The sequence below is a fragment of the Psychrobacter sp. WY6 genome, from assembly GCF_018448495.1.
Classification (GTDB): Bacteria; Pseudomonadota; Gammaproteobacteria; order Pseudomonadales; family Moraxellaceae; genus Psychrobacter.
Window position 1 is genome coordinate 1 of record NZ_CP049903.1, and the last position, 24,325, is coordinate 24,325.

The window sequence follows — 24,325 nt, forward strand, 5'->3', positions numbered from 1 at the left end:
ATGCTTGATAAACGATACCGCATCAAAAAAGTTAAAGCTCCATTGCTAGTTACTGGTGATCTGGCTACTGATGGAGTCAATGAGGTAGCTATTGAACAGGCAATCTCAGCATCGACGATGTCGACACTAAAGGAGAAATAAATGACTATGTCGAATAATACTCCTGAGCAAAAAGATAGCCAAAACAGTAAGCAGCGTAACCCAAAGACAATGAAAAAAAGCAGACGAAGCTATGGTTCTTAATTCCGCTTATCCTCTTTTTTGGTTTGGTAGTTATATTGTACATGCGCTTAGGTAAACCAACAGACATTGTGACCAATACCGCTCTTGAGCGTCCGGTTCCTACCTTTGAGCTGCCGTTATTAGCAGATACTACCCGTACTATCACCAATGATAATTTGCCGGATAAGCCGTTTTTACTTAATGTTTGGGGCTCATGGTGCCCAACTTGCGTTATTGAGCATCCGTTTTTAATGCAACTAGAAGAGCGCGGCGTTGATATCGTTGGTGTGAATTATAAGGATGAGATTGGTAATGCGCTCAGTTACTTAAACCGAGGCGGTGATCCATTTTCTATGTCTATTCAGGATTCATTGGGTCAGTTTGCTCTAGACTTAGGCATAACTGGTGCGCCCGAAACCTTTGTTGTGGATGGAGATGGCATCATTCGTCAGCATATTGTTGGTGAGGTTAATGAAGCCAATTGGCAACAGCGTGTTAAGCCGTGCCTGACCGTACTTAATGAGGCTAATAAGAACAACGATAGTCCTGATCTCATTCAGGTTGAGGAGATGTGCAAATGAACGTTATTCGAATAAGAGCTCCTCAACTAAAACCCAATATAGTTTTAAAACTAGCAAGCTTAATACTAGCGTGTCTGCTTAACATGACGGCAAACGCAGCTATTGACGTATACGATTTTGACTCACCACAGCAAGAAGCTCAGTATCGTGGATTAATAGAAGAGTTTCGCTGCCCAAAATGCCAAAATCAAAACCTTGCAGCCTCTGATGCACCGATTGCACAGGATCTAAAGCAAAAGTCTATGATTTAATTAAAGATAGACGTAGTGATGCTGAAATACGCGTCTATATGCAAGAGCGCTACGGTGACTTTATTAGCTACAAGCCGCCTATGCGACCATCAACATGGATCCTATGGTTTTTTCCACCACTATTATTGCTCGTCTTAATTATTGGTTGGTTTTGGCAAAGTAAGCGTCGCCAAGTTGTTGCCCGTGGTCAAAGCGGCGTCACAGTGAACAGTACTGCTGCCTTGACCTCTACGGAAAAGGCTGAGCTTGATCGTCTATTATCGCAAGCTGAGAGTGTCGACCACGACATTACTAGCCTAGAGGACAAAAAATGACTCTATTTTCTACTTTTGGCTTATTTGTAACTCTAAGCTTGCTGATTGCTCTTATATTTGCGCTGATTGCTATTATGCCATGGCTACGAGCACCGCGTTTGCAGTCCAAACCAATAGACAATCAACTGCTAGATATTAATGTTGCAGTATTTCGCGAACGTTTAGCTGAGCTACAAACAGATAAAGACAGCGGTACTATTAATAATAGCCATTATCAAAATCAAAAGCTGGAGCTTGAGCGTCAGCTATTAGATGCGCAGCGTCAGATAACACCTATGGTCACCCCTGATGTCAAAAGCCGTTTAATTGTCGCAGCTTGGATCCCAATATTGGCTGCAATGGCGTATTTACTAATAGGCAATCGTACGCCCGTGTTTGATTTGTGGACAGCTGAGGACAAAGTAGGACAAGTGGCTGACGACCTATTGACAGCTAAAATTGACAAGCCGCCATCATGGGCGTTTGAAGATGGTCGTCAACTGATTAGCGCCATGCAAACCAATGTTCATCGTAATGCTGATGATCCTAATCGCTGGATGCGCCTATCCGAGCTTTTCTTATCTATGGAGGCAACTGATTCTGCGCTGGAAGCCTTATCTCGTGCCTATCGTTTAGCTCCTGAAAATGAAGAAATCGCCACCACTTATGCTCAGACTAGCTTTTTCGTTAATGAAGGTCAGTTAGACGCCAATATTCGCCGTGTATTACAAGCTATATTAGCTAAGAATCCGCAGCATGAACGGGCTCAAATGCTCATGGCAATGGGTGAGACTCGTAGTAGTAACTTTGCCCAAGCGCAAGGTTGGATTAAACGCTTACAAGGCAGCATTGTGGCCAAACCAGGTGATCATACTAAAGCTTTAGCAAGCTTAGATGAGTTAAGCAACTACGTTAGCACGCAAGAAAAGCAAGCGCTAGAAGGTATTGACGTGACAGTGAAAATTAACGCTAATTTATTACCGTTAGTGAAAGCTGATGATGTGTTGTTTGTTGCGATACGTGACGTTAAAGGAGGTCCACCGTTTGCCGCCAAACGTTTACCCATTAGTGTTATTGAGCAAGGTGAGGCCAGTATCCGCTTAAGCAATCTTGATGCGATGATGCCAGATCGCACGTTAAATTCAGCTCGTAGTGACAAAACTCAGTTAGCAGTCGTTGCTCGTATTAGTCATAGCGGTAATGCCATAGCAGAGTCAGGCGACTTATCGGGTAATCCGATAGTGATTAGTGCTGAACAGACTCAGGTTAATATTGAAATCAATCAACAGATTCCCTAATAAAAAATTATTACCGTAAGTTTCATAATACCAGAGCGGTAAGTGGAGCCGTTTTTAAAAGTGGCGCTATTAATAGTCGTATACTAAAAACATATACGTTAACATTGTTCATTGTATAAACACAGATAAAGAAAACAACTATGACTGAATCTACCGACAGATTAGATAGTACTAAATTGAATAGCGTTGAATCGGCTAGTACTAATATTGCTGACAATAAAGTACCTATAGCTGTGAGTAGTACTCATCAATCAATTGACTCTAAAACCATGAATCATACGCCTAAAGCTATGTACGTAACCTCAGGCAACTCGATAACACTAAAGGTAAGTTGAATAAAATGCCAAAATGGTGACAATGGCAGTCGCGCTTTTATCTGGTATTTGTTGGCGATAATGGTATTAATACTTGATCAATGGACTAAGTGGTTGGCCCAAACCAAATTAGCGTTCAATGACCCCGTACCGGTCATTGAACCATTTCTCAACTGGACACTCGCTTATAACTATGGGGCAGCATTTAGCTTTTAGCCGACGCTGGCGGTTGGCAGAAATGGTTTTTCTCAGGCTTAGCTTTTGTAATGGCTATCTTTTTAACGGTTTATTTAATCAAAGCGCCACGTGCAGCCAAGCTATTGTCCATGGGGTTAGCCTTAATGCTCGGTGGTGCGATTGGCAACTTAATCGATCGTTTAAGAATTGGTAAAGTGGTTGACTTTATCCATGTGCATTATGCTGATGTCTGGAATTATCCTATTTTCAATGTTGCAGATATAGGTGTCTGTGTCGGTGTCGCATTGATTATAATTGACATGATATTTTTAGAAAGTAAGCGTAATAAATAAGCACATTGATGCCGATTATCACAAACAAAATGAACTAGCGTCGTAGTCACTCTATACGGAAAAATACTTTTTATACTTGAGTATGTTTATAAAATGTGAACTGGAAGGTAATGTATGACTGGTATAGGTACTCACTCATTTTAGGTCTTAAAACCCAATACTTAAAAGCTCTGCGTAGAGCCATTATTATAGAGACATTGAATAATCCATAAATTCTTTATTGATAATAACAAAGGAAAATATAGTGTCACAGGCTCAGCCAACTATTGAAAAATTCACAGCCTTAGAAAAAAACAAGAGACCGCGTTAAAAAGTCTTACCCTTATAGGCTACCTAGAAGGCACCTCTTTCTTATTATTGCTCTTCATCGCCATGCCACTAAAATATATGCTGGATATTCCAGAAGGTGTGAAATACATCGGTATGGCACACGGTATTTTGTTTATTACCTATATCATAATACTTATAGGCTCAGCTATCAAAATGAAAATGCCTCTTTGGGCAATACCTGCGGGCGTACTCGGCTCACTCTTACCTTTTGGCCCATTTATATTCGATCATTTACTAAAAAATAACTTACAGAAAAGTGTAAGTAAAGAAGCCTAGAACAAGCTCTGCTACAAATGATACAAATGATACAAACGTATATTATTACTCAAGATTATTTTTCCTAACTAAATTACAAGCCGCCATCACTCATCATGGCGACAAATGAATAATATTGAGCAGAAATTAATCACAATAAAACTTTGATTCAGACCCAGTATGAATAGTCTTACACTCTAGTTACTTTTCCAACTTATCTTACATACTATCGACAAACCCGTCTTGTTTAAAAGCTAAACAGGTTTTGTCATCCGCGATGGATTTCCTGTTATCGTAGGGTATACCCCAAGGAAACCAGTTATTTTACCTTTCAAACCTATTAACAGACTACTTAAAGCAGACTGTTAGCATGGAACCATCTATAACAGACTTTTGAATTATAAGACTGGCTGCTGTGCTTTTTTCCTATCATTAGCCTATACCCAAAACATAAAACCTTTAAATGATAATCTATCTATCATTAGACTTTTTTATATTATTAAATGATAGTAATATCTTGTTATTATCAATGAGCACTAATTATTAAGTCTAAATAATAGAGGTGGGTTATGACTGTTCGTATTTATGTGAGAGCCAGCACTAAGGATCAAGACGCTACCAGAGCATTGGCTGATTTGGTGGCTTTCAGTACAAGTTATGATGATAACCATGTTGAGTACGTCGAGCATTTCAGTGGTACAAAGCTCGATAGACCATTATTAGCCAAGCTGCTAAAGGACGCTGAGCAAGGCGATATTCTACTGGTTGAAAGCGTGGATAGATTAAGCCGATTATCTCAAGATGATTTTGCAATTCTAAAGCAGCGTATCAAAGACAAAGGCTTGCGATTGGTGGTGGCTGATCTACCAACGACGCATACAGTTAATAATGGCATGACAGGTGAGATCCTAACAGTGATTAACCATATGCTGATCGACTTATTAGCAACGATGGCAAAGCTTGATAACGACAAGCGTAGAGAGCGTATCAAGCAGGGATTGGCTAACAGTGGCTATAAGCCCTCCGGTAAGAAGCCTAATACAACGAAACACAATCGTATTAGAGAATTAGACAGTCAAGGCAATATGACAAAAGAGGAAATCGCTAAGGCAGTTGGTGTTGGCGTAGCTACTGTTTACCGGGTGTTAAAGCCAGGCTCATAGCTGAGGTATTTTATTTTATTTTTGTTCATAAACAGCTGATATATAAGGCTTTACACGCGAGGCAAGAAGGCTTTATTTGCAGAAATAGGTACTCTATTACTACGTAGCTGTGTTAAGAACGGTGTATTTTCATCATTCAATTTCGTTCAATTATGCCCACTTAAAACGCCCTTCGATCTTTATCTAAAGACATCACAGCGTCATATAAAAATCGATTTAATGCAATGAGGCTTCATTATAATCATTATATTGCATTCATAATCGCTTTTCTGCAAAATGGCTTATCTATAATCGCTTGAGCCCCTCATGATGAATACCCCTACTTCAGACCCTATTGGCGCAGCATGGCTTATCCGTTATGCCAGCATCGAGCTGGTTTCGCCTTTATATGTCAGCAGTAGTATCGGTGGGCGCAGGCAAACCTATAAAGACGGTGATGTCATCCATAATGCTTATCAGGAAACCGCGCGTCCACTGGACACGATCATTGCGCACTTACAGTTTCACATGCGTCATGAAGTACTGAATTTGGAGTTACTGGCTCGTCTGTTTGAGCAGATAGGGGCTAATGACGTACAAGCATGGGTAAACGCTGAGCCCACAGGCAGCTATGCCCGTAGAATGGCTTTCTTGTATGAATGGCTCATGGGTCAGCAGTTAGCAGTACCGAGTAATTTAGGCGGTAACTATGTGGATGCTCTAGATGCTAAGAAGCAGGTTACTTCAAGCCCTGCGCATGTCATAAAGAATGCTCGTTGGCGTATCAATGACAATCTTGCAGGAACCCGTCATTTCTGTCCTCAATTGGTGAAAACAGAGTTGTTTACGCAAGCCGCTGCACTCGATATTGCCACAATGGTTGACAAGCTGAACGATGAATTTGGGCAAGACTTACTGATGCGTGCCTCCGTATGGATGACATTACGAGAGAGTAAAGCCAGTTTTACTATAGAAGGTGAAGGGAAAGAGTTAAAACGTATTGAACGTTTCGCCGATGTGATGGCACGGCGTACCGGCAAGGGCGATATTCCGCTTGATCCTGAGTCGCTAGCAGAGTTGCAACAAGAGATACTTGGTAGCAAAACGGTCATCCAGCAGTATGGCGTCCGTCAATCTCCAGTTTTTGTGTCGCATACCCAGGTGAATGGCTTTAAAGAAATTGTGCATTATATCGCGCCACCTGCTGATGACATTGCTAATAAGCTAGCAGGATTACAGGTATTTATGGAGAAGACTGAGGGACAATCAGCACTGATGCGTAGTGCTGTTGTCTCCTTTGCCTTTGTGTATATTCATCCATTAGCGGATGGCAATGGCCGCGTACATCGCTTTTTAATTAATGATGTCCTTAGACGAGACCAAGTCATTCATGAGCCGATTATCCTACCTATATCACAAGCCATTGCTGAGCATCCCTCAGACCGTCATGCCTATGATAAAATCTTAGACCGTGTCTCTGTGCCCCTTATGAAGCAAATCCGTGATCATTACAGCTTTGATAAACAAGCGATTACTTACCCTGATGGTATTCGCTCAAACTTAAATTTTGAAGACAGTCACCTTATTCAACCGGCATGGCGCTTTATGGACCTGACGCCTCATGTTCAGTACTTATCAGGACTGATTGCGCATGTTATTGAAAAAGAGATGCATAACGAGTCACAGTACCTAAGACAACATGACCATGCACGACTGGCGATAAAAGAGATTATTGAGATGCCCAACAGCTATGCCGATAGAATCATTCGCAGCATGCTACAAAATAAAGGTGCTAAAAGTAATAAGCTACTTAAGGATTATCCGTTTTTGGCAAATGAGGCAGTTTGGGATGACATTTTTGCTGTCGTTGTAGAAACCTTTAAAGATGAGACAGATGATTTGAATAGGTAGGGGAAACCCTGCTATACGCAGGGAAGCCTACTTTGATAATCAATCTGGTATAAATATCATCGTTGCGATGATGATTCGGCTATAAGAGATTCGGCTGAAATACCATAGCCTAAAACGTAATCAATATTTTTCTTGACCCTATTTACGCTAATAAACTACTTAAAACAGACTGTATAAAAGGAACTGCTGATAACAGACCATTGTAATTTGACAAGCCTTGATACAGATAGTCAAAATTTTTGAGTATTTGAGTATTTGAGTATTTGAGTATTTGAGTATTTGAGTATTTGAGTATTTGAGTATTTGAGTATTTGAGTATTTGAGTATTTGAGTATTACTTCGCTTCTTTAGTTATGATAACCCCAGTTCGGGATAAGCGCTCAAAAAAAGATAAAAAAAGAAGTCCAAAGTTGCTAAAGTAAGTTTACCAAGACAAACTTCACAACAAGGACTTCTTACATGGACAACCTAACCGAACTATACTGCCATATTGACGACTTTTATTAGCAATTCAAACCTGAGTTTGACGCTCACTTAATCGCAACGGGACACCAAAGGTTAAGAGCATGCCAGATAAGTGTAGCAGAGATTATGACCATCTTGGTACTGTTTCATCAACGGCGGTATCGACAGTTTAAGTCTTTTTACTACCACCATATGCATGGCATGATGAAACAGGAGTTTCCAAACCTGCCGAGCTACTCACGATTTATAAAGCTTATGCCGCGCAGTATCATGCCACTGTGTGCCTACTTGCAAAGCATGATGGGCGACTGTACAGGTATCAGCTATATTGATTCAACCAAGATAGCAGTTTGTCATAACAAACGTATCTACCGTCATAAAGTCTTTAAGGGACTTGCAACCCGAGGCAAAAGCAGCATGGGCTGGTTTTACGGCTTTAAGCTGCACGCCATTATCAATCACAAGGGCGAGCTTGTATCTGTTAAAGTCACTGCGGGTAATACGGATGACAGAGTGCCTGTTAAGGATATGGCAACGCCTGTGTTTGGCAAGGTGTTTGGGGATAGAGGCTATATCAGTAAAGCACTGAACGAGTGGCTCACAAAACACAGTGATACTAGGCTGATAAAGAAACTTCGGCGTAATATGAAACTGAACCGCCCCGGGATTGTCGGAGACTCAACATTCTGAGAGAATACGACAATGAAAAAACAAACCTACACTCCTGAGATTAAAGAACGCGCCGTTCGCATGCTGATAGAAGCGTTGGGCGACTATCCCTCCACATGGTCAGCGATTCAAGCCATTGCCCCTAAGATTGGCTGTACGCCTGAAACCCTGCGGTCGTGGCATAAAAAACACATCGATCAAACTATTCCTGCATCGGTGCAAGCGCAAAGTGATAAAGAGCGCATCAAGGAGCTTGAACGCGAATGCAGAGAGCTCAAGCAAGCCAATGAGATCATACGTAAGGCTGCCGCTTTTTTCGCCCAGGCGGAGCTCGACCGCTGACTAAAATCATGATTCAATTCATCGACGATCATAAGAATAATTATGGGGTCGAGCTGATCTGTAGAGTATTACCGATTGCCCCATCAACCTATCACCGTGCTAAAGACTTGGAGAGCTACCCTGAAAAACGCTCACTGCGCAGTCAGCATGACGACTACTATCTCAGCGAGATTAAACGCATCTGGCAGGACAGCAAATGCCGTTACGGTGCGCGTAAAGTATGGCAGCAGATGAAAGCTGACGGGTTAAAGGTTGCTCGGTGTACCGTAGAGCGATTAATGAAGCAGTATGGCCTACAAGGCGTCTGGCGTGGCAAAGGCAAGATTACCACCAACAGCCGTGACGACCAAAAGCGCGCTGATGACTTAGTCAATCGTAACTTTAGCGCTTATCGTCCTAACCAGCTGTGGGTTGCAGATTTTACCTATATCAAGACGACAAGCGGCTGGGTCTATACCGCTTTTATTATTGATGTGTTTGCCCGTGCTATCGTTGGTTGGAAGGTATCTAATCGTATGAACACCGATATGGTGATGGCGGCTTTAAATCAAGCAATAGCAGATAGAAACCATCCCAAAGATGTCATTCATCACAGTGATCGAGGGGTTCAGTACTTATCCATTCGCTATACTGATAAAATGACGGATTCTGGCGTGATTGCCTCTGTTGGTACAACAGGCGACTCTTATGACAACGCATTGGCTGAAACGGTCAATGGGCTTTATAAGTCTGAGGTGATTCATTATTTAAAGCAAAACTGGACTGGTGTGAACGATGTTGAACTGGCAACCCTTGAGTGGGTGGACTGGTTTAATAAAACACGACTGCATAGTACGATTGGTTATGTGTCACCTTTTGATTTTGAAAAGCGGTATTATGATAATTTAACCCTGTCAGGCATCGCTGCCTGACTCAAGTAAATCACTCTCCGATAAAGTCGGGGCGGTTCAAACCGCAAGTACTCAAGCCGATAGATGAGGCGCTACTCAATCATCGCTCTTTGGTTGAGACGGTGTTTGGGGAGCTGAAAAACTTGTGTCAGATTGAGCATTCACGCCATCGTAGTGTCACGGGTTTTATTACAAACTTGCTGTCAGGTTTGATTGCTTATCGCTGGTTTCCCTATAAACCCACCATCAAAAACATGCCTCAGCAAGGGCAGGTGGCTACATTGTAAATAGTATCAATGAGTTACAATGTGGCTTATCCCGAACTGGGGTTAGGTAAGAAGAATATTGAATTAGTTAACCGGACTTATAACAGCCTAATGCCATCTAAATAAGACCTAGACGATCACACCTGAAAGACAGGCGCGAATCCACCGCCTGGCGTACGGAAGTTAGTCACCTGACCTTGATACACACGCGCAGCAGGTAGTAACAGTTTTCCGCCATACGTATAAAGACGTATATCTACCTTTCTTGTTGTTACGATGTCATCAATTTTGAGTGATCTCTCTCCTGCAGGGACAAAGGTCTGTGCGATATAATCTTCATCCAGAATGTTTTCGAAGACGCGTCGAGTCAGTTTGCTACCGCGATAAACGCCTTTGCTTCCATGACCAGCAACTGGCTTAAAAAACAGTTGCCGCCGAGTAAGCCACAACTCTGCTGCATCGTCTCTTGATACAATCTTAGTCCTCGGTACAGACCTTTCGAGGCACTCCACTGCAGCCTCATCCAGACCCCAAGAGCGCAATATTTGGGAGTCTGATAGCAATGTCAGGTTTTGCTTATTGGCCAACATAGCATGTACGCGGGGATTGGGTGTCACTACCACAGCACCCTCTAAATAAGCCTGCTTAAGCAATACATGGTCAGGGTCCTCAAATGCAAAGTCGACAAGCCGATTGTAAATCATATCGATTTTCTGGCCATGGGCTGTTAACGTACCGTCGATATACTCGAGTTCAGAGGGATCAAGTATCACAGTATCAATACCTCTAGCTTGGAGCAGTTGACAGGCTAACTCAAACTCTAAGAACATGAACTGACTCTCGGGGTCATTGTCCACAATGGCTATCCGATTGGGCATAGCAACAGCGGACTGTCGCTGCCATTCCTGTTTGAACATGTCAAACACTGCTTCCTCGAACCTATCTAGCATTTGATTGGTTGCAGCGCTTTGCTCTGAGGGGTTGCAACAGCGTTTTTGTGCGCGAGCGAGCAACACATTCAGAAATGCGCCACCGGCATTAGTATTGACCTCGATGAGCTGAGGTCCATCGCTACCCAAGTGAAAGTCATAACCCATGAGGGCCCCTATTGGGCCTGGGTCGAAAGCAGCTATTTCTGGTGCCCACGACAGCACTTGCTCTTGATACAATGGCAGTTCGGCAGCTGACTCGATAGCCCTGACGATTCGCTCCATCGCCTCTATCTCTGTTTTGGGAACGAACACGGGTGTTGCTGAAAAAAGCTTATTAAGCTCGTTCGCTCCTATTGGATTGTTTCTAGTTTCTACCAATTGATCTTGAAGGCTTGTATTAAGCGCTTTACGATCAAGGGTAATGCAGTAGCACTCTTGGTTAAGTCGATTTGCAAGACCGTCATTTTTTTCGTTGTTATTAGTTGGGTGTTCCATTTAGAGTCCGTCGCTAAGTAGAGTACTCACGCTGACATACTCTAGTAAAAAGTAAAAAGTAAAAAGTAAAAAAGGTTCTTGGCGTATTTAAGTAGTGCTAGCTACTTTCTAATGTTTCATTCCCTGAGACTAAATCATTATTTCGTTCATTTTTAATTAATATCTTTGCTAAGAGTAAACCCAGCTCAAATAATAGCCACATAGGAATCGCCAACAACAGCATTGATACACCATCAGGCGGTGTCACTACCGCGGCGATCCCAAAACAGCCGACTATGATATAACGACGCTTATCTTCTAAAATTTGAGTAGAAACGATTCCGGCCATTATCAGCAATAAGGTAACCACTGGAATCTCAAAAGTCAGTCCAAACACCATAAATAGCTTGAGGGCAAAGCTCAGATAACTGTCAATATCGGTCATTGGTATAACGTTCTGCGGAGCGAACATAATAAAAAATTTCAATACCCCTTTGAGTACGACAAAGTAGGAAAAAGCAACACCAGCATAAAATAGAAATATCGAAGATAGCAGTACAGGAATGGCAATTTTCTTCTCTTTTTTATATAAGCCGGAAGCTACAAATGACCAAATTTGATACAGGATATAAGGCATTGCTAAAAATGCGGCGACGAATATCGTTAAGCGAATGGGTGCCATAAAGTTTGACGTTATATCAGTGGCAATCATGGTCGAATTGATGGGTAACTGCGCCACTAATGGGTCTGATAAAAGATTATAAAGCTCGCGTGAAAATCCCACCAATACTAAGAATATAATTAAGACGACCACGCATATTCTTATTAAGTGCGTACGCAGCTCGATTAAATGTCCGGTAATAGGCATATCGCCAAGCGTACCTAACGTATCTCCAGACTCACTATTCTGTGTTGTATCTGTTGGCGCCTCAAACTCTATATCTGTTATTTTTTCTTGTCGACTTTTTTGCCGTTTAAATAGGCTCACTGATCCGCCTCCTGTTTAATGAACGAGGAGGTAGTATTCTGTTGATGGTCTTTATCATAAGGGGTGATTGACTGATGTGAAGCGTCTAGGCTTTGGTTCTGTGACTGCTCAAACTTTTGCATACTGCCACGCATTTCTGCTAATTCGCGCTTCATATCCGACTCGGTCTGACGGATTTTCGCAAGTTCATTTTGCATTTGTTGACGTGTTTCAGCTAGATCAAGCTCAGCTTCTATTTCAGATTGTAGAGTGGATACTGTACGGCGCAGTTTGGCATACCATTGCCCAGCGGTACGTGCGGCTTGCGGCAGTTTTTCTGGGCCCAATACGATTAAAGCAATGACGCCAAACAAGAGTAATTCGGAAAACCCAATATCAAACATAACAGTCACATATATTAATAGACTACTTAGTGCCGCTATTTATAAGCGGCGCGCTTCATACTTTAGGCTGGTCATCAGTGGAAATAGGGCTGATTTCCATATCATCAGCCTGATTACCTACACGCGTATTTAAATCATTACTTGCAGCTGGCGTACTATTTTCATGGCTAAGCACATGATTTTTGCGAGCATTCTCGGGTTCTTCATCTTTGACCGCTTCTTTAAAACCCTTCACCGCACCGCCTAAATCTTTACCTACATTTTTAAGCTTGGCAGTACCAAATACGACCACCACTACGACCAATAAAATCAGCCAATGTGTAATAGAAAAGCTGCCCATAACGGTATCCTTATATTTTGTGATCTTGTTTAGACCAGTATGTGTCAGTGTGCTTTAGAACACTTTTTACCGTACCAGAATTATAGTTTCAAACGGCGCAATCGCAGCGCGTTAGCAATCACCGAGAATGACGACAAGCTCATCGCTGCCGCTGCTATCATCGGACTGAGCAGAAGCCCAAATGTGGGATAGAGCACACCTGCGGCAATAGGAACACCAAGTGCATTGTAGATAAAGGCAAAAAACAGATTCTGTCTGATATTGCGCATGGTGGCGTGGCTAAGCTTATAAGCTTTGGCAATGCCCATTAAATCACCTTTTAGCAGGGTAATGCCCGCACTCTCCATCGCCACATCGGTACCGGTTCCCATAGCGATACCAACATTAGCTTGCGCTAGCGCTGGTGCGTCGTTGATACCATCACCCGCCATAGCGACCAATTTACCGCTGTCTTGCATTTCTTTGACGATACGGTTTTTATCCTCTGGTGAGACATCCGCATGAACTTCATCAATACCTAGTTTATTGGCGACTGCCTGCGCGGTTTTTCGTTGTCACCGGTTAGCATCACAACTTTTAAACCTGCGTCATGAAGCAGTGAAATAGCCTCTTTAGTGCTTGGTTTAATAGGGTCAGCAACTGAAATAATACCAGCAGCTTTACCGTCTATAGCCACAAACATTACCGTTTCACCGTCTTTTCTACGGACATCAGCTTTAGTGGACAGCTCATTATCAAAACTATTTAGGCTTTCCATAAGCTTAGAGTTACCAATAGCGACTTTCTTACCATCGACCACGGCTTGTACGCCTTCGCCAGTAGTCGAATTAAAGTCAGTAGCTTTAGGAATAATGAGTGATCTTTCTTGAGCTGCTCTAACGATAGCTTCTGCTAAGGATGCTCGCTAGCGCTTTCTACTGAGGCTACCAATGCGAGGAACTCGTCTTCATCTTGACCTACCTGCGCATCAATTGCGGTAAGCTCGGGCTTACCAGCGGTCAGTGTTCCGGTCTTGTCGACGACAATGGTATCGACTTTTTCCATACTCTCTAACGCTTCAGCATTTTTGATGAGGACGCCGTTTTGCGCGCCTTTGCCGGTACCAACCATAATGGACATCGGCGTCGCTAGACCAAGGGCACAAGGACAAGCAATAATCAGTACCGCAATCGCGTTAACCAAGGCATAGGCCATAGCGGGCTCAGGGCCGAATATCGCCCAGAATAAAGGTAATGACGGAGCAAATAAGCACGATCGGTACGAACCACCCAGCTACCTTATCTACCAATTTCTGTATAGGTGCGCGGCTACGCTGGGCTTCAGCAACCATTTGTACAATTTTAGATAATACTGAATCTGCTCCAACATTGACCGCTTCGACTAATAGCGTTCCGGTGCCATTTACCGTACCACCAGTCACTGTATCTCCTGCTACTTTTGATACAGGGATTGGCTCACCCGTCACCATTGATTCATCAACATTACTATTACCATCGATCACTGTACCATCTACGGGTAGTTTCTCACCTGGTTTAACCCGTAGCTTATCGCCAGTGACGACCTCATCAAGCGAGACTTCGACTTCTTCACCGTTTTCATCGACACGTCTTGCGGTTGGTGGTGCGAGCTCAAGCAAAGCTCTAATCGCACCTGAAGTTTGACTTCTAGCTTTGAGCTCTAATACTTGACCCAGTAGCACCAAGGTCACAATGACCGCTGCCGCTTCATAGTAGACTCCGACTTGACCAGAGGCATCTCTGAAACTGTCTGGGAAAATATCGGGAAAAAAGGTCGCGACAATACTAAAAATATAAGCAGCGCCTACGCCTATCGCAATCAAGGTAAACATATTTAGATTGCGGCTTTTTATAGACTGCCAGCCACGGACGAAAAACGGGGCGCGCCCCAAAGCACTACAGGGGTCGCGAGCACTAACTCAGCCCATTGTAAGATCTTTGAGGAGATACCATACTGACTAAAATTAACTACGTTTAAGTCAAACATACCGCTCATCATATATTAATAGCGGTACAGTCAACACGGTACATATCCAAAAACGACGAGTCATGTCGTCAAGCTCTGAGGTGTCCTCTTCACCGATAGTAAGCGTTTCGGGCTCAAGCGCCATACCACATATCGGACAACCGCTATTTCTAACGTCTCTCACTTCAGGATGCATAGGACAGGTATATACCGTGCCATCGTAATCAGCAGGTACTTTATCGTATTTACCGCCTTTAACAGATTTTACTCCGCTACTATCAGTATCCTTTCCATGACAGCTAGCGTGACTATCATCTTTAGCAACTTCGTCTTCAGGTTTAAAAACATGCCACATATTGGGCAGTCACTTTTTTCAACATCTCTTACTTCTGGATGCATAGGACAAATATAGACCGTACCGCTATAATTTTCCGGTATCTTGTCGTACTTATCGTCTTCGACAGAATTTACCTCATTACTATTATTAGCATCCGCTCCATGACAATGCGCATGACTATCTTCATGGTTGTTGGATTCAGCAACCTCGTCTTCAGGTTTAAGAAACATGCCGCATATCGGACAATCGCTCTTTTCAGTATCTCTAACCTCAGGATGCATCGGGCAGATATAAAACCGTACCACTATAATTTTCTGGTACTTTATCGTACTGACCACCTTTGATAGATTTTTCATCGGCAATATGTTTCATAAAACCACTCCTTGAAGACAATAAATATTTATAATAAGTACAACTCTTAAAGCACTATCATCAATCCTCGATTGCTATTCATCTAATCATTAATCTAAAAACCTCTAAAAAATAATTTCTATACTTTTCAATTGGAATTTAGTTTTTATCACGCAAATACTTGAGCAGTGCCATGATTGTTAGTACTAGTACTGCGCAAAATAGCGCAAACAACAAGCAGAGAGCCATCCAACCCCAACCCATGCCTTCCATCATAGTATTTCTCCAAGACTCATAGCACTCATATTGACAGTGGTGGGCGAGCGTATACTTTTAGATGCTTACTATCACTCAAGAATAGCAATCGACAGATATTGAACATTTCGATATAGGAATAAGAGGTTTTGAAATAAGAACAGTAAAACAAAGAGCAGTTACTGCAGTTGAAGGGGTAGGTAAAAAATCACATTAATTATCTGTGCAATCTGTCCTTTTAAGGTAAAGGTACCAGCGAAGACTATAGCGCTGATACCAGGTATCACCATTTTTTCATAATCAATTTCTTAGCTTGCCATACCTCTATATATAGCCGTCTATTCGAGCTCTTCAATAAGCGCTTGCATCTCAGCGATTTCACGCTTTTGCGCTTTAATAATATCGTCAGCGAGCTGTTGTACTCTAGGGTCTTCAATATCTGCTCTTGAGCTCGTCAAAATGGCAATCGAGTGATGAGGTATCATGGCTTGCATCCAATCGACTTGATCAACCGTTGCTTGGGAACGCACACCCCAAATACCTACAGCAAACATTACTACACTTATTCCATAAACCAGTAGATTTACCTTGGTCTTCTTATACATATTACCCATAAAGGCCAGCATAATGACGGCCATACCGGCACCCATGTAGACGCCATATAAGCTCGGGTCTCACTAAAATAAACATGATCCAATTGATAGGTATTAAAATACATCATGATAAACATTACAATCGTAGACGTCAGAATCATCAAAGTGAACTTCACATAAGGATTCATGCCCTGTTGATGGCTTTGATGATTCATGCTGTTTTGATCAGAAGTATTCATAATATATCTCCTATAATTTTGACAATGTTAGAACCAGAATTTAACACCGGCAGTCAAACTACTGCTATCAACCGATTCATTTTCTTGACGCCGCTGGTCACGCGCACTGCCAAGAGCCGTCTCATAGCTCACACCGACGTAAGGTGCCAGTTGACGACCTAAGGTTTCATAAGTCAGTCTAACTTCAGTCTCTAATTCATTGAATCCCTTGGTGATATGATTGTCAATATCGTCTTTACTAAAAGCTGACAGACCAACTTCCGGTATCACAACCCAGTGCTGACTCAAACGCCATTCATATTCTGCACCAAGATCAAGCCTAACTTGACCATCGGTGTAGAGATATGCTCTAGCATCTGTTTCAATAAAGTAAGGCATTGTGCCGACAATACCGGCCATAATGGCAGGCTTATCATTCTTGGTATCATAGGCGACCCCTGCTTCGCCATTCCAAAAAATACTTAGCGGCTTCCAGTAAGACAATGAGGTCAGACTATCAATGTCTTTCTCATCTTTGGTCTGAACACTACCTTCACTACGTAAAGATAGACGGCGCTCATCTAGGCCATACCAAGCACTAACCTCATAATTAATCTGATCGTCATCAAACTGATAGCCTAAATCGTCTACAGAAACGCCCCATAATGGCATATCACCCATCATCATAGGCTGACCATAGCGTCCATAGGGAACACCGTTTGAATAGTCAGGACTGCGAGCATCAGCTGGAGCTTTACCACCTTGCATACCTGACATATCCATACTGCCATGGTCCATGCCTGACATCCATGCCACTGTGATCCATATCCGACATGCCCATACCGACATATCCATTTTGCTATGATCCATATCCGACATGCCCATACCAGACATATCCATTTTGCTGTGATCCATATCCGACATGTCCATACCAGACATATCCATTTTGCTGTGATCCATATCCGACATGTCCATACTACTATGGTCCATATCTGACATAGTCATGTCTTTTTTAGCAGTGGCAGGGTCAGCAGCATTAGCAAATGATGATGCTAGTAATACCAATGATGATACCCCAGCGAACCGTAAACCCACTTTATGTATTTTCATCTCATCTCTCACCTATCAACCAAAGATTTGCTTAAACGACCGCCACTTCTCTGAACATACCGGCTTCCATATGATAGAGCAGATGACAATGCCATGCCCATCGACCAGCTTCTCCTGTGACATCAAAGCTAATTTTTTGAGCTGGTTGCACCATCAGTATGCTTGCGCACCTGAAACTCACCGTTAGGCATGCGCAAATCGCTCCACATCCCATGTAAATGCATCGGATGATTCATCATCGTGTCATTGACTAAGGTAATACGCACGCGCTCACCCGGCTTGATATTGACCGGCGTGGCCTCACTGAACTTAACCCCATCAAACGCCCAAATATAGCGCTCCATGTTACCGGTTAAATGTAGCTCGATCTCTCGGGTAGGCTTGCGCTGCTCCGCAAATATTGCCTCATCGACAGAGCGTAGCTGACTATAATTCAATACCTCTCTATTAATATTGCGCAGGTTGATACCTGGATCGTCAAGGTTCATACGTGGACTGTCCACACGCATATCAGACTTAAAGTCATATTCTGTTTTAGCGTGCTTAGCTTTATAACCATTAGCACCCATAGCACCCATCATATCTGCCATGGTGAGCCATTCAATTTTGTCCATAGCAGGCGTTGCCGCACGAGCACCTTCTTTGGTGGCAAGCGTTGCTGCGACATAGCCCGAACGGTCTATGTTTTGGGCAAATATGGTATGCGCATCTTTGGTCGGGGTGACAATGACATCATAGGTCTCAGCCACGCCAATACGAAAATCATCAATAGCGACTGGTGCGACATCATTACCATCCGTTGAGACGACTGTCATTTTAAGACCGGGTATGCGTACATCAAAGATGGTTTGCGCTGAGGCATTGATAAAGCGTAATTTAACGCGCTGTCCTGCTTTGACGATTTGCGCCCAATTAGCTGCGGTCGTTTTGCCATTGATAAGGTAGGTAAATGTGTTTTCACCCGACAAGTCCGTAAAATCAGTGGGCATCATGCGCATCTGATTCCACATTTTGCGCTTATCAAACGCGGTTTTCATATCCGTTTCGGCAATATCAGCAAGCAGTTTTTTGAAGTCTGGTAGATGGTAGTTGTCAAAGTCGGCGCGCTGTTTGAGCAGCTTCAAGAGATTATGCGGGTTGCGGCTGGTCCAATCACTAAGCACGATCACATGGTCGTCGATAGGATGACGCTCACGCCCTTTAGGTTCAATCACAATGGCACCCAGCATACCGGTTTGTTCTTGGAACCCACTGTGTGAGTGATACCAATAAGTGCCTGATTGTTTTAATTTGAATTTATAAGTAAAGGTGCTGTTCGCAGGAATGCCATCAAAGCTAATGCCCGGCACCCCATCCATCTCAAACGGTACTAGTAGTCCATGCCAATGGATAGAGGTTGATTCATCCATCTGATTATGAACACGTATCACCACCGTATCGCCTTCACGCATTTTTAGCGTCGGTGCTGGTAGTGAATCATTGATGAGCGTCGCCATGCTCTTTTTGCCGTTCACAATAGCGACTGTTTACTGACGTATAAATCAAACTCTTTCCCTGTCAATACAGGTACTTTATGAACGTTTTGATCACTATTAATAGTAGCGCCCTGACTGCCTGAGCGACTCGATTGTCCCAATGCGCTACTAGCAATAGTCGGCATCAAGGAGGCACCAAGGACAGCAGAGGATCCGGTTAAAAAACGTCGGCGGTTCAGTATGTTCTTTTTATTCATAATGATAACCTGATTTAATTGAGAGATGGTGGTTAAGCTTATAGTTATAATTTTCGATATTTAACAGAATCTATTCACATCTAAGCCAACACTACAGCTGCTGCTGAGGACTCAATAGCAGCATAGACTTCTGTGGTGCCGTCTTTATTAAGCTGCATTACCTTATAAGGCATGAATTTACCTTCATACTCCATACCGGGGCTACCAACCGGCATACTCGGTACGGCAAGTCCAATAGCTTGTGCAGGAGGATTTGCTAAGAATTCAGCCATGTGTTTAGCAGGGACATGCCCTTCAAAGACAAAACCGTCGGTGGTAACGGTGGTATGACAAAGCGCATTTGCTGTGGTACGCCATAACGCTCCTTAAATAAGGATAGATCTTCCACATCGTGCGTGGTTGCACTTAATCCATTGTTTTTTGCATAGCCTACCCATTCTTTACAGCAGCCGCAGTTGGCATCTTTATAAACCGTGGCTGAGACGTTTTTGAGTAATGATGACGAGCTGTTACGGGAGCATTTGTAGGAGCAGAACTTTCATTTTGTACTTGTGCATTCTGGGTAGCAGACTGTTCAACCTTTACTGGTTGAGAATCAGAGCCACTGGTATTAGATTGGCTGCAAGCGGCTAGCGTTAACGAGAGTGACGATGTCACCACCAATAAAAGGACACCGGATAACCAGCTATGTCCATTAGAAAGCATGTGTGTAATGTCTCATTAAATTACTCCTAAACGTCTATTGTTATGCTCGATATTCTAAAAACTTACACCCTATATTTGAATTCTTATGTACTTAACTAAAAACATTAAATGCAGCACTGTTCAGTACTGCATTATTAATAGCGACAACCGTGAGTTAGGAGGCTTTCATATCTAGAAAGTATTAATGCTGCATTCCAGATCCATCATCCGACATATTCATACCCATACCACCATCTGACATATTCATATCACCGTCAAATGACATGTCCATCATATCGCCATCTATCCTAGTGGTTAGCATCGTGTATTGGCTTTCATCTAATTCAGGTAACGATCTAATGAAGGCTACCATTGCCCACATTCTACCGTCATCATGGGACGCGCCCCACGCAGGCATTCCAGATGCCATAATACCGTGCTTGATTGCCCAAAAGCTTTGCTTTGCACCGTCTTCTGTTTGATAACGTTTGACAATATCAGCCTTGGTAAAGTTGGGCGGCTTTGGATATAAGCTCTCACTAAAGTCAGTTTGTGCCACTCCCGGAGACAAGTGACAGCCTGCACACATATCCTTATAGTCCGCGCCACCAGAACTGATTAGCTCAACCTTCTCTAAATCTGGTACCACAATATCTTTACTGGCATTTTCTATGGAACGATTGCGAGCATTTCTAAAAAGCTAAACATCATTGGGCTATGCTCTTGGTCAGCTCCCACATTGACAACGCCACTAGTAACAACCGCAAACACGCTAACGATTGCCACAAATACGGTAAAGAGCGCACCCAATAAAAATTTCATATGTTTCCTAAAAATTTATTTCCGTTAAGTGTTGACTGCTATTTAACAGAGCTAAAATTTTTAAGATTTACTGTCGTTAGTAACGCAGTGTTTTTGGTACATTTGCTTCATTTTACCCATGTTAGCCATCATCGCTTTCATGGCAGGATCGCTCATGTCCATCTTGCTATGATCCATTTTCCCATCATATCCATATGCTTTTGCATTTTTTCACAGTTCATTTGATCTTTTTCAGCATGCATTTTAGGGTCATGCGCCATAGCTGAGGTCGATACGACAAGAGCGATGGCCGTCATTGCGATTGATTTAGACAGTAATTTAAATTGTGACATGATTAATTCCTATTGTTTGGATTAAAGGCTATTGAGTTCAATAGCTGTTAAACCTCCGATACATTAATCATTCTGACTGGTGATGACGTTAAGATTACAATGCTGTCATTCTCACCGCTTTAGATTTTAATGCGCGATATATTCATTTAATATGGCTTCAGCATTTCTATCACGATCGCTACCATATTTTTTCACAAAATACTTTTCAGACTGCAAGTGTTGATCTTGATGCTGTACCTGACACGCGACTCTCGCATCAACATAGCCTTTCATTTGCGCGCTAGAAATCTGTGCATCGTTATGATCTGCGCAAAACTAGTGAGCGCATCACAATTACCGAGAACAGAAGCATCTAAGTTTGTGGTATGCGCATTGGCCGCTGACATGCCCACTAACATCGATACTGAAAGCAAAGCTGCTTTTTTTAATGAACTATAATTTTTCATATAAGACCCTTTAAAGATAAATAACAAACTGTTTAAGTAGGATAATTGCTTTACTCGTAGAGGCAGTCTGTATCAGAGACAAGCCAATATGCGGCGTTGATTTAGAATACTAAATGGTGGCTGACAGCTAGATGACACGGATATTACATGTTCGTTAGGAACAGCATAATATTGTCATCTTCTTGTCATTAAAACCAAATACCAGCATCTGTCTATCCAAAGAACACTGTTATAACAAGGGTTCCTGATAAATATATGGCTGATAAGCTAACAATGTTAGTGATACGCTGTTGACAACTATAATGATATAAAGGTAAGCAACGATGAAAGTACTAGTAGAGATGAAAAACCTTGGAGAATATATTAAAGGCTTAACTGAGGCCGGTTTCATCGTGGATCATCACATGACAGGTTTAGATGGCTATCATGCGTTAATGACTGAAGATTTTAGTGTGGTTTTGATGGATGTCATGCTACCTGACGTCAGTGGCTTTGAGTTGGTACAGCGCTACCGAGCTGCTGGAAAGCATACGCCAGTTTTATTTTTAACGGCTAAAGATGATTTAAGCGATCGGATCAAAGGTATTGAAATTGGTGGCGATGATTATCTGACCAAGCCTTTTGCTTTTGCTGAACTGATTGTTAGAATAAAAAGCCTATTGCGCCGTGCCAATCAATCTGATTATAAAAGCTCGGTCATACACATAGCTGATCTGAAAATGGATATTGCCAAACGCACCGTTCATAGAGGCAACACTAATATAAAATTGACTGCTAAAGAGTTTGCTTTATTACAACTTTTCTTAGAACGTCAAGGTGAGGTACTGCCGCGCACTGTGATCGCCTCGCAAGTATGGGATATAAACTTTGAGAGTGATACGAATGTCATTGACGTGGCTATAAGGCGCTTGCGGATAAAAATTGATGATGGATTTGATATAAAGCTGATTCATACGGTACGCGGAATGGGCTACAAGTTAGAGCCACTGGCTGTCGACGTGGATAGTGGCATGGGCGACGATAGTATTAATAAAGACAGTCTGACATCAAATGAGACATAAATCTAAGAATCGGCGTTGGTCACTGTTTTTTCGACATTTTTTTACGAGTTCGTTATTATCTCTCAGGTTATTATCTACGCATGGGTTCAGCGCTCTGTGAGTGGACACTTTGAGCAAATGGACTCAGAAATCCTTACTCATGCAGCTTTTAACCTGCGCAAACGTATGGTTAGTTTGGAAGATCACATAGAACCATTCACAGTATCAAAGTCGCAAGCGCTAATTGATGCCAATCATCTACATTCTTCTTGGCTGGATTATGATTTAAAAACCTTAGTATCAGATAAAAATGGCAAATTATTATCCAGCGATCCCAGTAATTTCATCAATGATCTACCGGCAGATTTTAGCTTGTTACAACTATTGCAGGACTATCGCGATCAGCAGTTTATGATCAAGATAAATAATAGGCATTACCGAGCCATTATCATTACACATCAAGAGGTTTTGGCATTTATGCTCTACCTATCGATGTGCATAATCAATATCTTATCCAGTTTAATCGCCAGCTGAGCTTGATACTTATCGCCATTACCTTATTATTGGTTTCAGTAGCAGCACTAAGTGTACACTGGGGTTTTGCTCCCCTAGCTACTATCGTACAAAAGATGAAAGGCATTAATCTTCAAAGGTTAGATGAAAGAATTGTGGTTGGCGATATGCCGTTAGAATTACGTCCACTAACGGAGTCTTATAATTCTATGATGGTCAAGCTTGAAAGTAACTTTGAATCATTATCACGGTTTTCAGACAATATCGCCCATGAGCTACGTACGCCAATAGCGACGCTGAGTACGCAAACGCAAGTCATGTTAACTAAGCCAAGAGAAAGCGACGAATACATTGAGCAATTGCATCATCAGCATGATACGTTAAAGCAGTTATCCGCCATGATTAACGATATGTTATTACTGGCAAAAACTCAAAAAGAGCTGAGTGATTCGCAAATCAGTCATGTCGATATAGAGAGCTTGATCACAAAGCTTATAGATTATTATGAGATGATTGCTGAGGATCGTGAGATAATCTTTGAAAAATCGGGTGATTTTAAAACAGTACTAGGTGATAAAGGCTTATTGCAACGGCTGTTTGCCAACCTGATGTCAAATGCGATTTATTATGCGGCTAGTAATAGCACTATTATGATATCCGCTACTGTCCTCACTTCAAGCACCTCGCTTAATGCGCCAAAAGACGATATTCAATCCCCAGAGCAGCTCTGGTTAAGAATAACTATGACCAACCGTCTAGACAAACCATTAAATCAGATTGAAGCCGATAAACTGTTTGAGCGATTCTATCGTCATGATAAAACGAATACGATGCATTCAGGAACAGGCTTAGGCTTATCTATTGTGCAAGCTATCGCCAATGCTCATAATGGCAAAGTTAGTATTACTATCAAAGATGAGTGTCTTTTTGAGGTTGCTGTAAAGTTGTTGATTGCCAGGTAGTAAATACCTTCATACTGTCTATGAACCGCTCAGATTAGATCGAAGGCGAGTTTACTTGGAAGGTCTCTCTA

The 24,325-nt window shown here is 42.3% G+C and carries 13 protein-coding genes, 10 pseudogenes and 1 other annotated feature; of the genes and pseudogenes, 12 read left to right on the forward strand and 11 right to left on the reverse strand.

Annotated features, from left to right (window positions below):
• Positions 1-284 precede the first annotated feature (284 nt).
• The 10 genes and pseudogenes from G7Y90_RS17365 to G7Y90_RS17410 all read left to right on the forward strand — a co-directional run.
• Positions 285-803, forward strand: coding sequence for a DsbE family thiol:disulfide interchange protein (locus G7Y90_RS17365; protein ID WP_349773458.1), 519 nt, complete (start codon positions 285-287; stop codon positions 801-803).
• Positions 804-886: 83 nt separating this feature from the next.
• Positions 887-1,368, forward strand: a pseudogene (locus G7Y90_RS17370) (cytochrome c-type biogenesis protein).
• Positions 1,365-2,645, forward strand: a complete 1,281-nt coding sequence (gene ccmI, locus G7Y90_RS17375; RefSeq protein ID WP_045448072.1) for a c-type cytochrome biogenesis protein CcmI — start codon at positions 1,365-1,367, stop codon at positions 2,643-2,645. The pseudogene G7Y90_RS17370 and the gene ccmI overlap by 4 nt, the downstream one beginning before the upstream one ends.
• Before the next feature lie 395 nt (positions 2,646-3,040).
• A pseudogene (gene lspA / locus G7Y90_RS17380) lies at positions 3,041-3,489 on the forward strand (signal peptidase II).
• Between the two features lie 357 nt (positions 3,490-3,846).
• On the forward strand, positions 3,847-4,095 hold the full coding sequence (locus tag G7Y90_RS17385) for a DUF3817 domain-containing protein (protein ID WP_045448078.1): 249 nt from the start codon (positions 3,847-3,849) through the stop codon (positions 4,093-4,095).
• Between the two features lie 548 nt (positions 4,096-4,643).
• Complete coding sequence (locus G7Y90_RS17390) at positions 4,644-5,237, forward strand: recombinase family protein (protein ID WP_011959997.1); 594 nt, start codon at positions 4,644-4,646, stop codon at positions 5,235-5,237.
• A 306-nt stretch (positions 5,238-5,543) separates the two neighbouring features.
• Positions 5,544-7,127: a Fic family protein gene (locus G7Y90_RS17395; RefSeq protein WP_087945737.1), complete on the forward strand. Its 1,584-nt coding sequence runs from the start codon at positions 5,544-5,546 to the stop codon at positions 7,125-7,127.
• A 459-nt stretch (positions 7,128-7,586) separates the two neighbouring features.
• Positions 7,587-8,243 (forward strand): annotated as a pseudogene (locus tag G7Y90_RS17400) (IS982 family transposase); the annotation flags it as partial.
• Between the two features lie 51 nt (positions 8,244-8,294).
• Positions 8,295-9,514, forward strand: a protein-coding gene (locus tag G7Y90_RS17405; protein ID WP_406947480.1) for an IS3 family transposase whose coding sequence is annotated in 2 segments (ribosomal slippage) — positions 8,295-8,571 and positions 8,571-9,514 — 1,221 coding nt in all. Because the reading frame shifts where the segments join, the coding sequence is not laid out codon by codon here.
• Positions 8,570-8,686, forward strand: a sequence feature (AL1L pseudoknot). (Overlaps the previous gene by 117 nt.)
• 38 nt (positions 9,515-9,552) lie before the next feature.
• Positions 9,553-9,780, forward strand: a pseudogene (locus tag G7Y90_RS17410) (transposase); the annotation flags it as partial.
• Between the two features lie 116 nt (positions 9,781-9,896).
• Here G7Y90_RS17410 and G7Y90_RS17415 read toward each other — a convergent pair.
• The 11 genes and pseudogenes from G7Y90_RS17415 to G7Y90_RS17490 form a co-directional block, all read right to left on the reverse strand.
• Positions 9,897-11,186 (reverse strand): ATP-grasp domain-containing protein, encoded by a 1,290-nt coding sequence (locus G7Y90_RS17415; protein WP_036599449.1) that lies wholly within the window; start codon positions 11,184-11,186, stop codon positions 9,897-9,899.
• A gap of 97 nt (positions 11,187-11,283) precedes the next feature.
• On the reverse strand, positions 11,284-12,153 hold the full coding sequence (gene tatC, locus G7Y90_RS17420; protein WP_011959994.1) for a twin-arginine translocase subunit TatC: 870 nt from the start codon (positions 12,151-12,153) through the stop codon (positions 11,284-11,286).
• Positions 12,150-12,536, reverse strand: coding sequence for a Sec-independent protein translocase protein TatB (tatB, locus tag G7Y90_RS17425; RefSeq protein ID WP_036599454.1), 387 nt, complete (start codon positions 12,534-12,536; stop codon positions 12,150-12,152). Before tatB ends, tatC begins: the two co-directional genes overlap by 4 nt.
• Before the next feature lie 55 nt (positions 12,537-12,591).
• A complete protein-coding gene (gene tatA / locus G7Y90_RS17430) occupies positions 12,592-12,876 on the reverse strand; it encodes a Sec-independent protein translocase subunit TatA (protein ID WP_045448085.1) in 285 nt (94 codons plus the stop codon).
• A gap of 80 nt (positions 12,877-12,956) precedes the next feature.
• Positions 12,957-15,477 (reverse strand): annotated as a pseudogene (locus G7Y90_RS18280) (copper-transporting P-type ATPase).
• A 663-nt stretch (positions 15,478-16,140) separates the two neighbouring features.
• Positions 16,141-16,634 (reverse strand): annotated as a pseudogene (locus G7Y90_RS17460) (DUF305 domain-containing protein).
• A gap of 27 nt (positions 16,635-16,661) precedes the next feature.
• Entirely contained in the window at positions 16,662-17,723 is a 1,062-nt protein-coding gene (locus G7Y90_RS17465) for a copper resistance protein B (RefSeq protein WP_250164043.1), read from the reverse strand.
• A gap of 31 nt (positions 17,724-17,754) precedes the next feature.
• Positions 17,755-19,455: pseudogene (locus G7Y90_RS17470) on the reverse strand (copper resistance system multicopper oxidase).
• Between the two features lie 80 nt (positions 19,456-19,535).
• Positions 19,536-19,727: a DUF411 domain-containing protein gene (locus G7Y90_RS19435; protein ID WP_502937454.1), complete on the reverse strand. Its 192-nt coding sequence runs from the start codon at positions 19,725-19,727 to the stop codon at positions 19,536-19,538.
• 614 nt (positions 19,728-20,341) lie between these two features.
• A pseudogene (locus tag G7Y90_RS17485) lies at positions 20,342-20,961 on the reverse strand (c-type cytochrome).
• A 60-nt stretch (positions 20,962-21,021) separates the two neighbouring features.
• Positions 21,022-21,293 (reverse strand): annotated as a pseudogene (locus tag G7Y90_RS17490) (hypothetical protein).
• Between the two features lie 769 nt (positions 21,294-22,062).
• On the opposite strand from G7Y90_RS17490, the gene G7Y90_RS17495 reads away from it, so the two are divergent.
• The gene (locus G7Y90_RS17495) at positions 22,063-22,800 is read left to right on the forward strand and encodes a heavy metal response regulator transcription factor (RefSeq protein ID WP_250164045.1); all 738 of its coding nucleotides are present in this window, start codon (positions 22,063-22,065) and stop codon (positions 22,798-22,800) included.
• Positions 22,790-24,254 (forward strand): annotated as a pseudogene (locus G7Y90_RS17505) (ATP-binding protein). Before G7Y90_RS17495 ends, G7Y90_RS17505 begins: the two are co-directional and overlap by 11 nt.
• Positions 24,255-24,325 lie beyond the last annotated feature (71 nt).

What these genes read in the sequence shown, in the direction of transcription:
- G7Y90_RS17365 (WP_349773458.1), top strand. Translation starts at nt 285, where the DNA reads ATGCGCTTAGGTAAACCAACAGACATTGTGACCAATACCGCTCTTGAG.
- ccmI (WP_045448072.1), top strand. Translation starts at nt 1,365, where the DNA reads ATGACTCTATTTTCTACTTTTGGCTTATTTGTAACTCTAAGCTTGCTG.
- G7Y90_RS17390 (WP_011959997.1), top strand. Translation starts at nt 4,644, where the DNA reads ATGACTGTTCGTATTTATGTGAGAGCCAGCACTAAGGATCAAGACGCT.
- G7Y90_RS17395 (WP_087945737.1), top strand. Translation starts at nt 5,544, where the DNA reads ATGATGAATACCCCTACTTCAGACCCTATTGGCGCAGCATGGCTTATC.
- G7Y90_RS17415 (WP_036599449.1), bottom strand. Translation starts at nt 11,186, where the DNA reads ATGGAACACCCAACTAATAACAACGAAAAAAATGACGGTCTTGCAAAT.
- tatB (WP_036599454.1), bottom strand. Translation starts at nt 12,536, where the DNA reads ATGTTTGATATTGGGTTTTCCGAATTACTCTTGTTTGGCGTCATTGCT.
- tatA (WP_045448085.1), bottom strand. Translation starts at nt 12,876, where the DNA reads ATGGGCAGCTTTTCTATTACACATTGGCTGATTTTATTGGTCGTAGTG.
- G7Y90_RS17465 (WP_250164043.1), bottom strand. Translation starts at nt 17,723, where the DNA reads ATGAAAATACATAAAGTGGGTTTACGGTTCGCTGGGGTATCATCATTG.
- G7Y90_RS19435 (WP_502937454.1), bottom strand. Translation starts at nt 19,727, where the DNA reads ATGGCTGAATTCTTAGCAAATCCTCCTGCACAAGCTATTGGACTTGCC.
- G7Y90_RS17495 (WP_250164045.1), top strand. Translation starts at nt 22,063, where the DNA reads ATGAAAGTACTAGTAGAGATGAAAAACCTTGGAGAATATATTAAAGGC.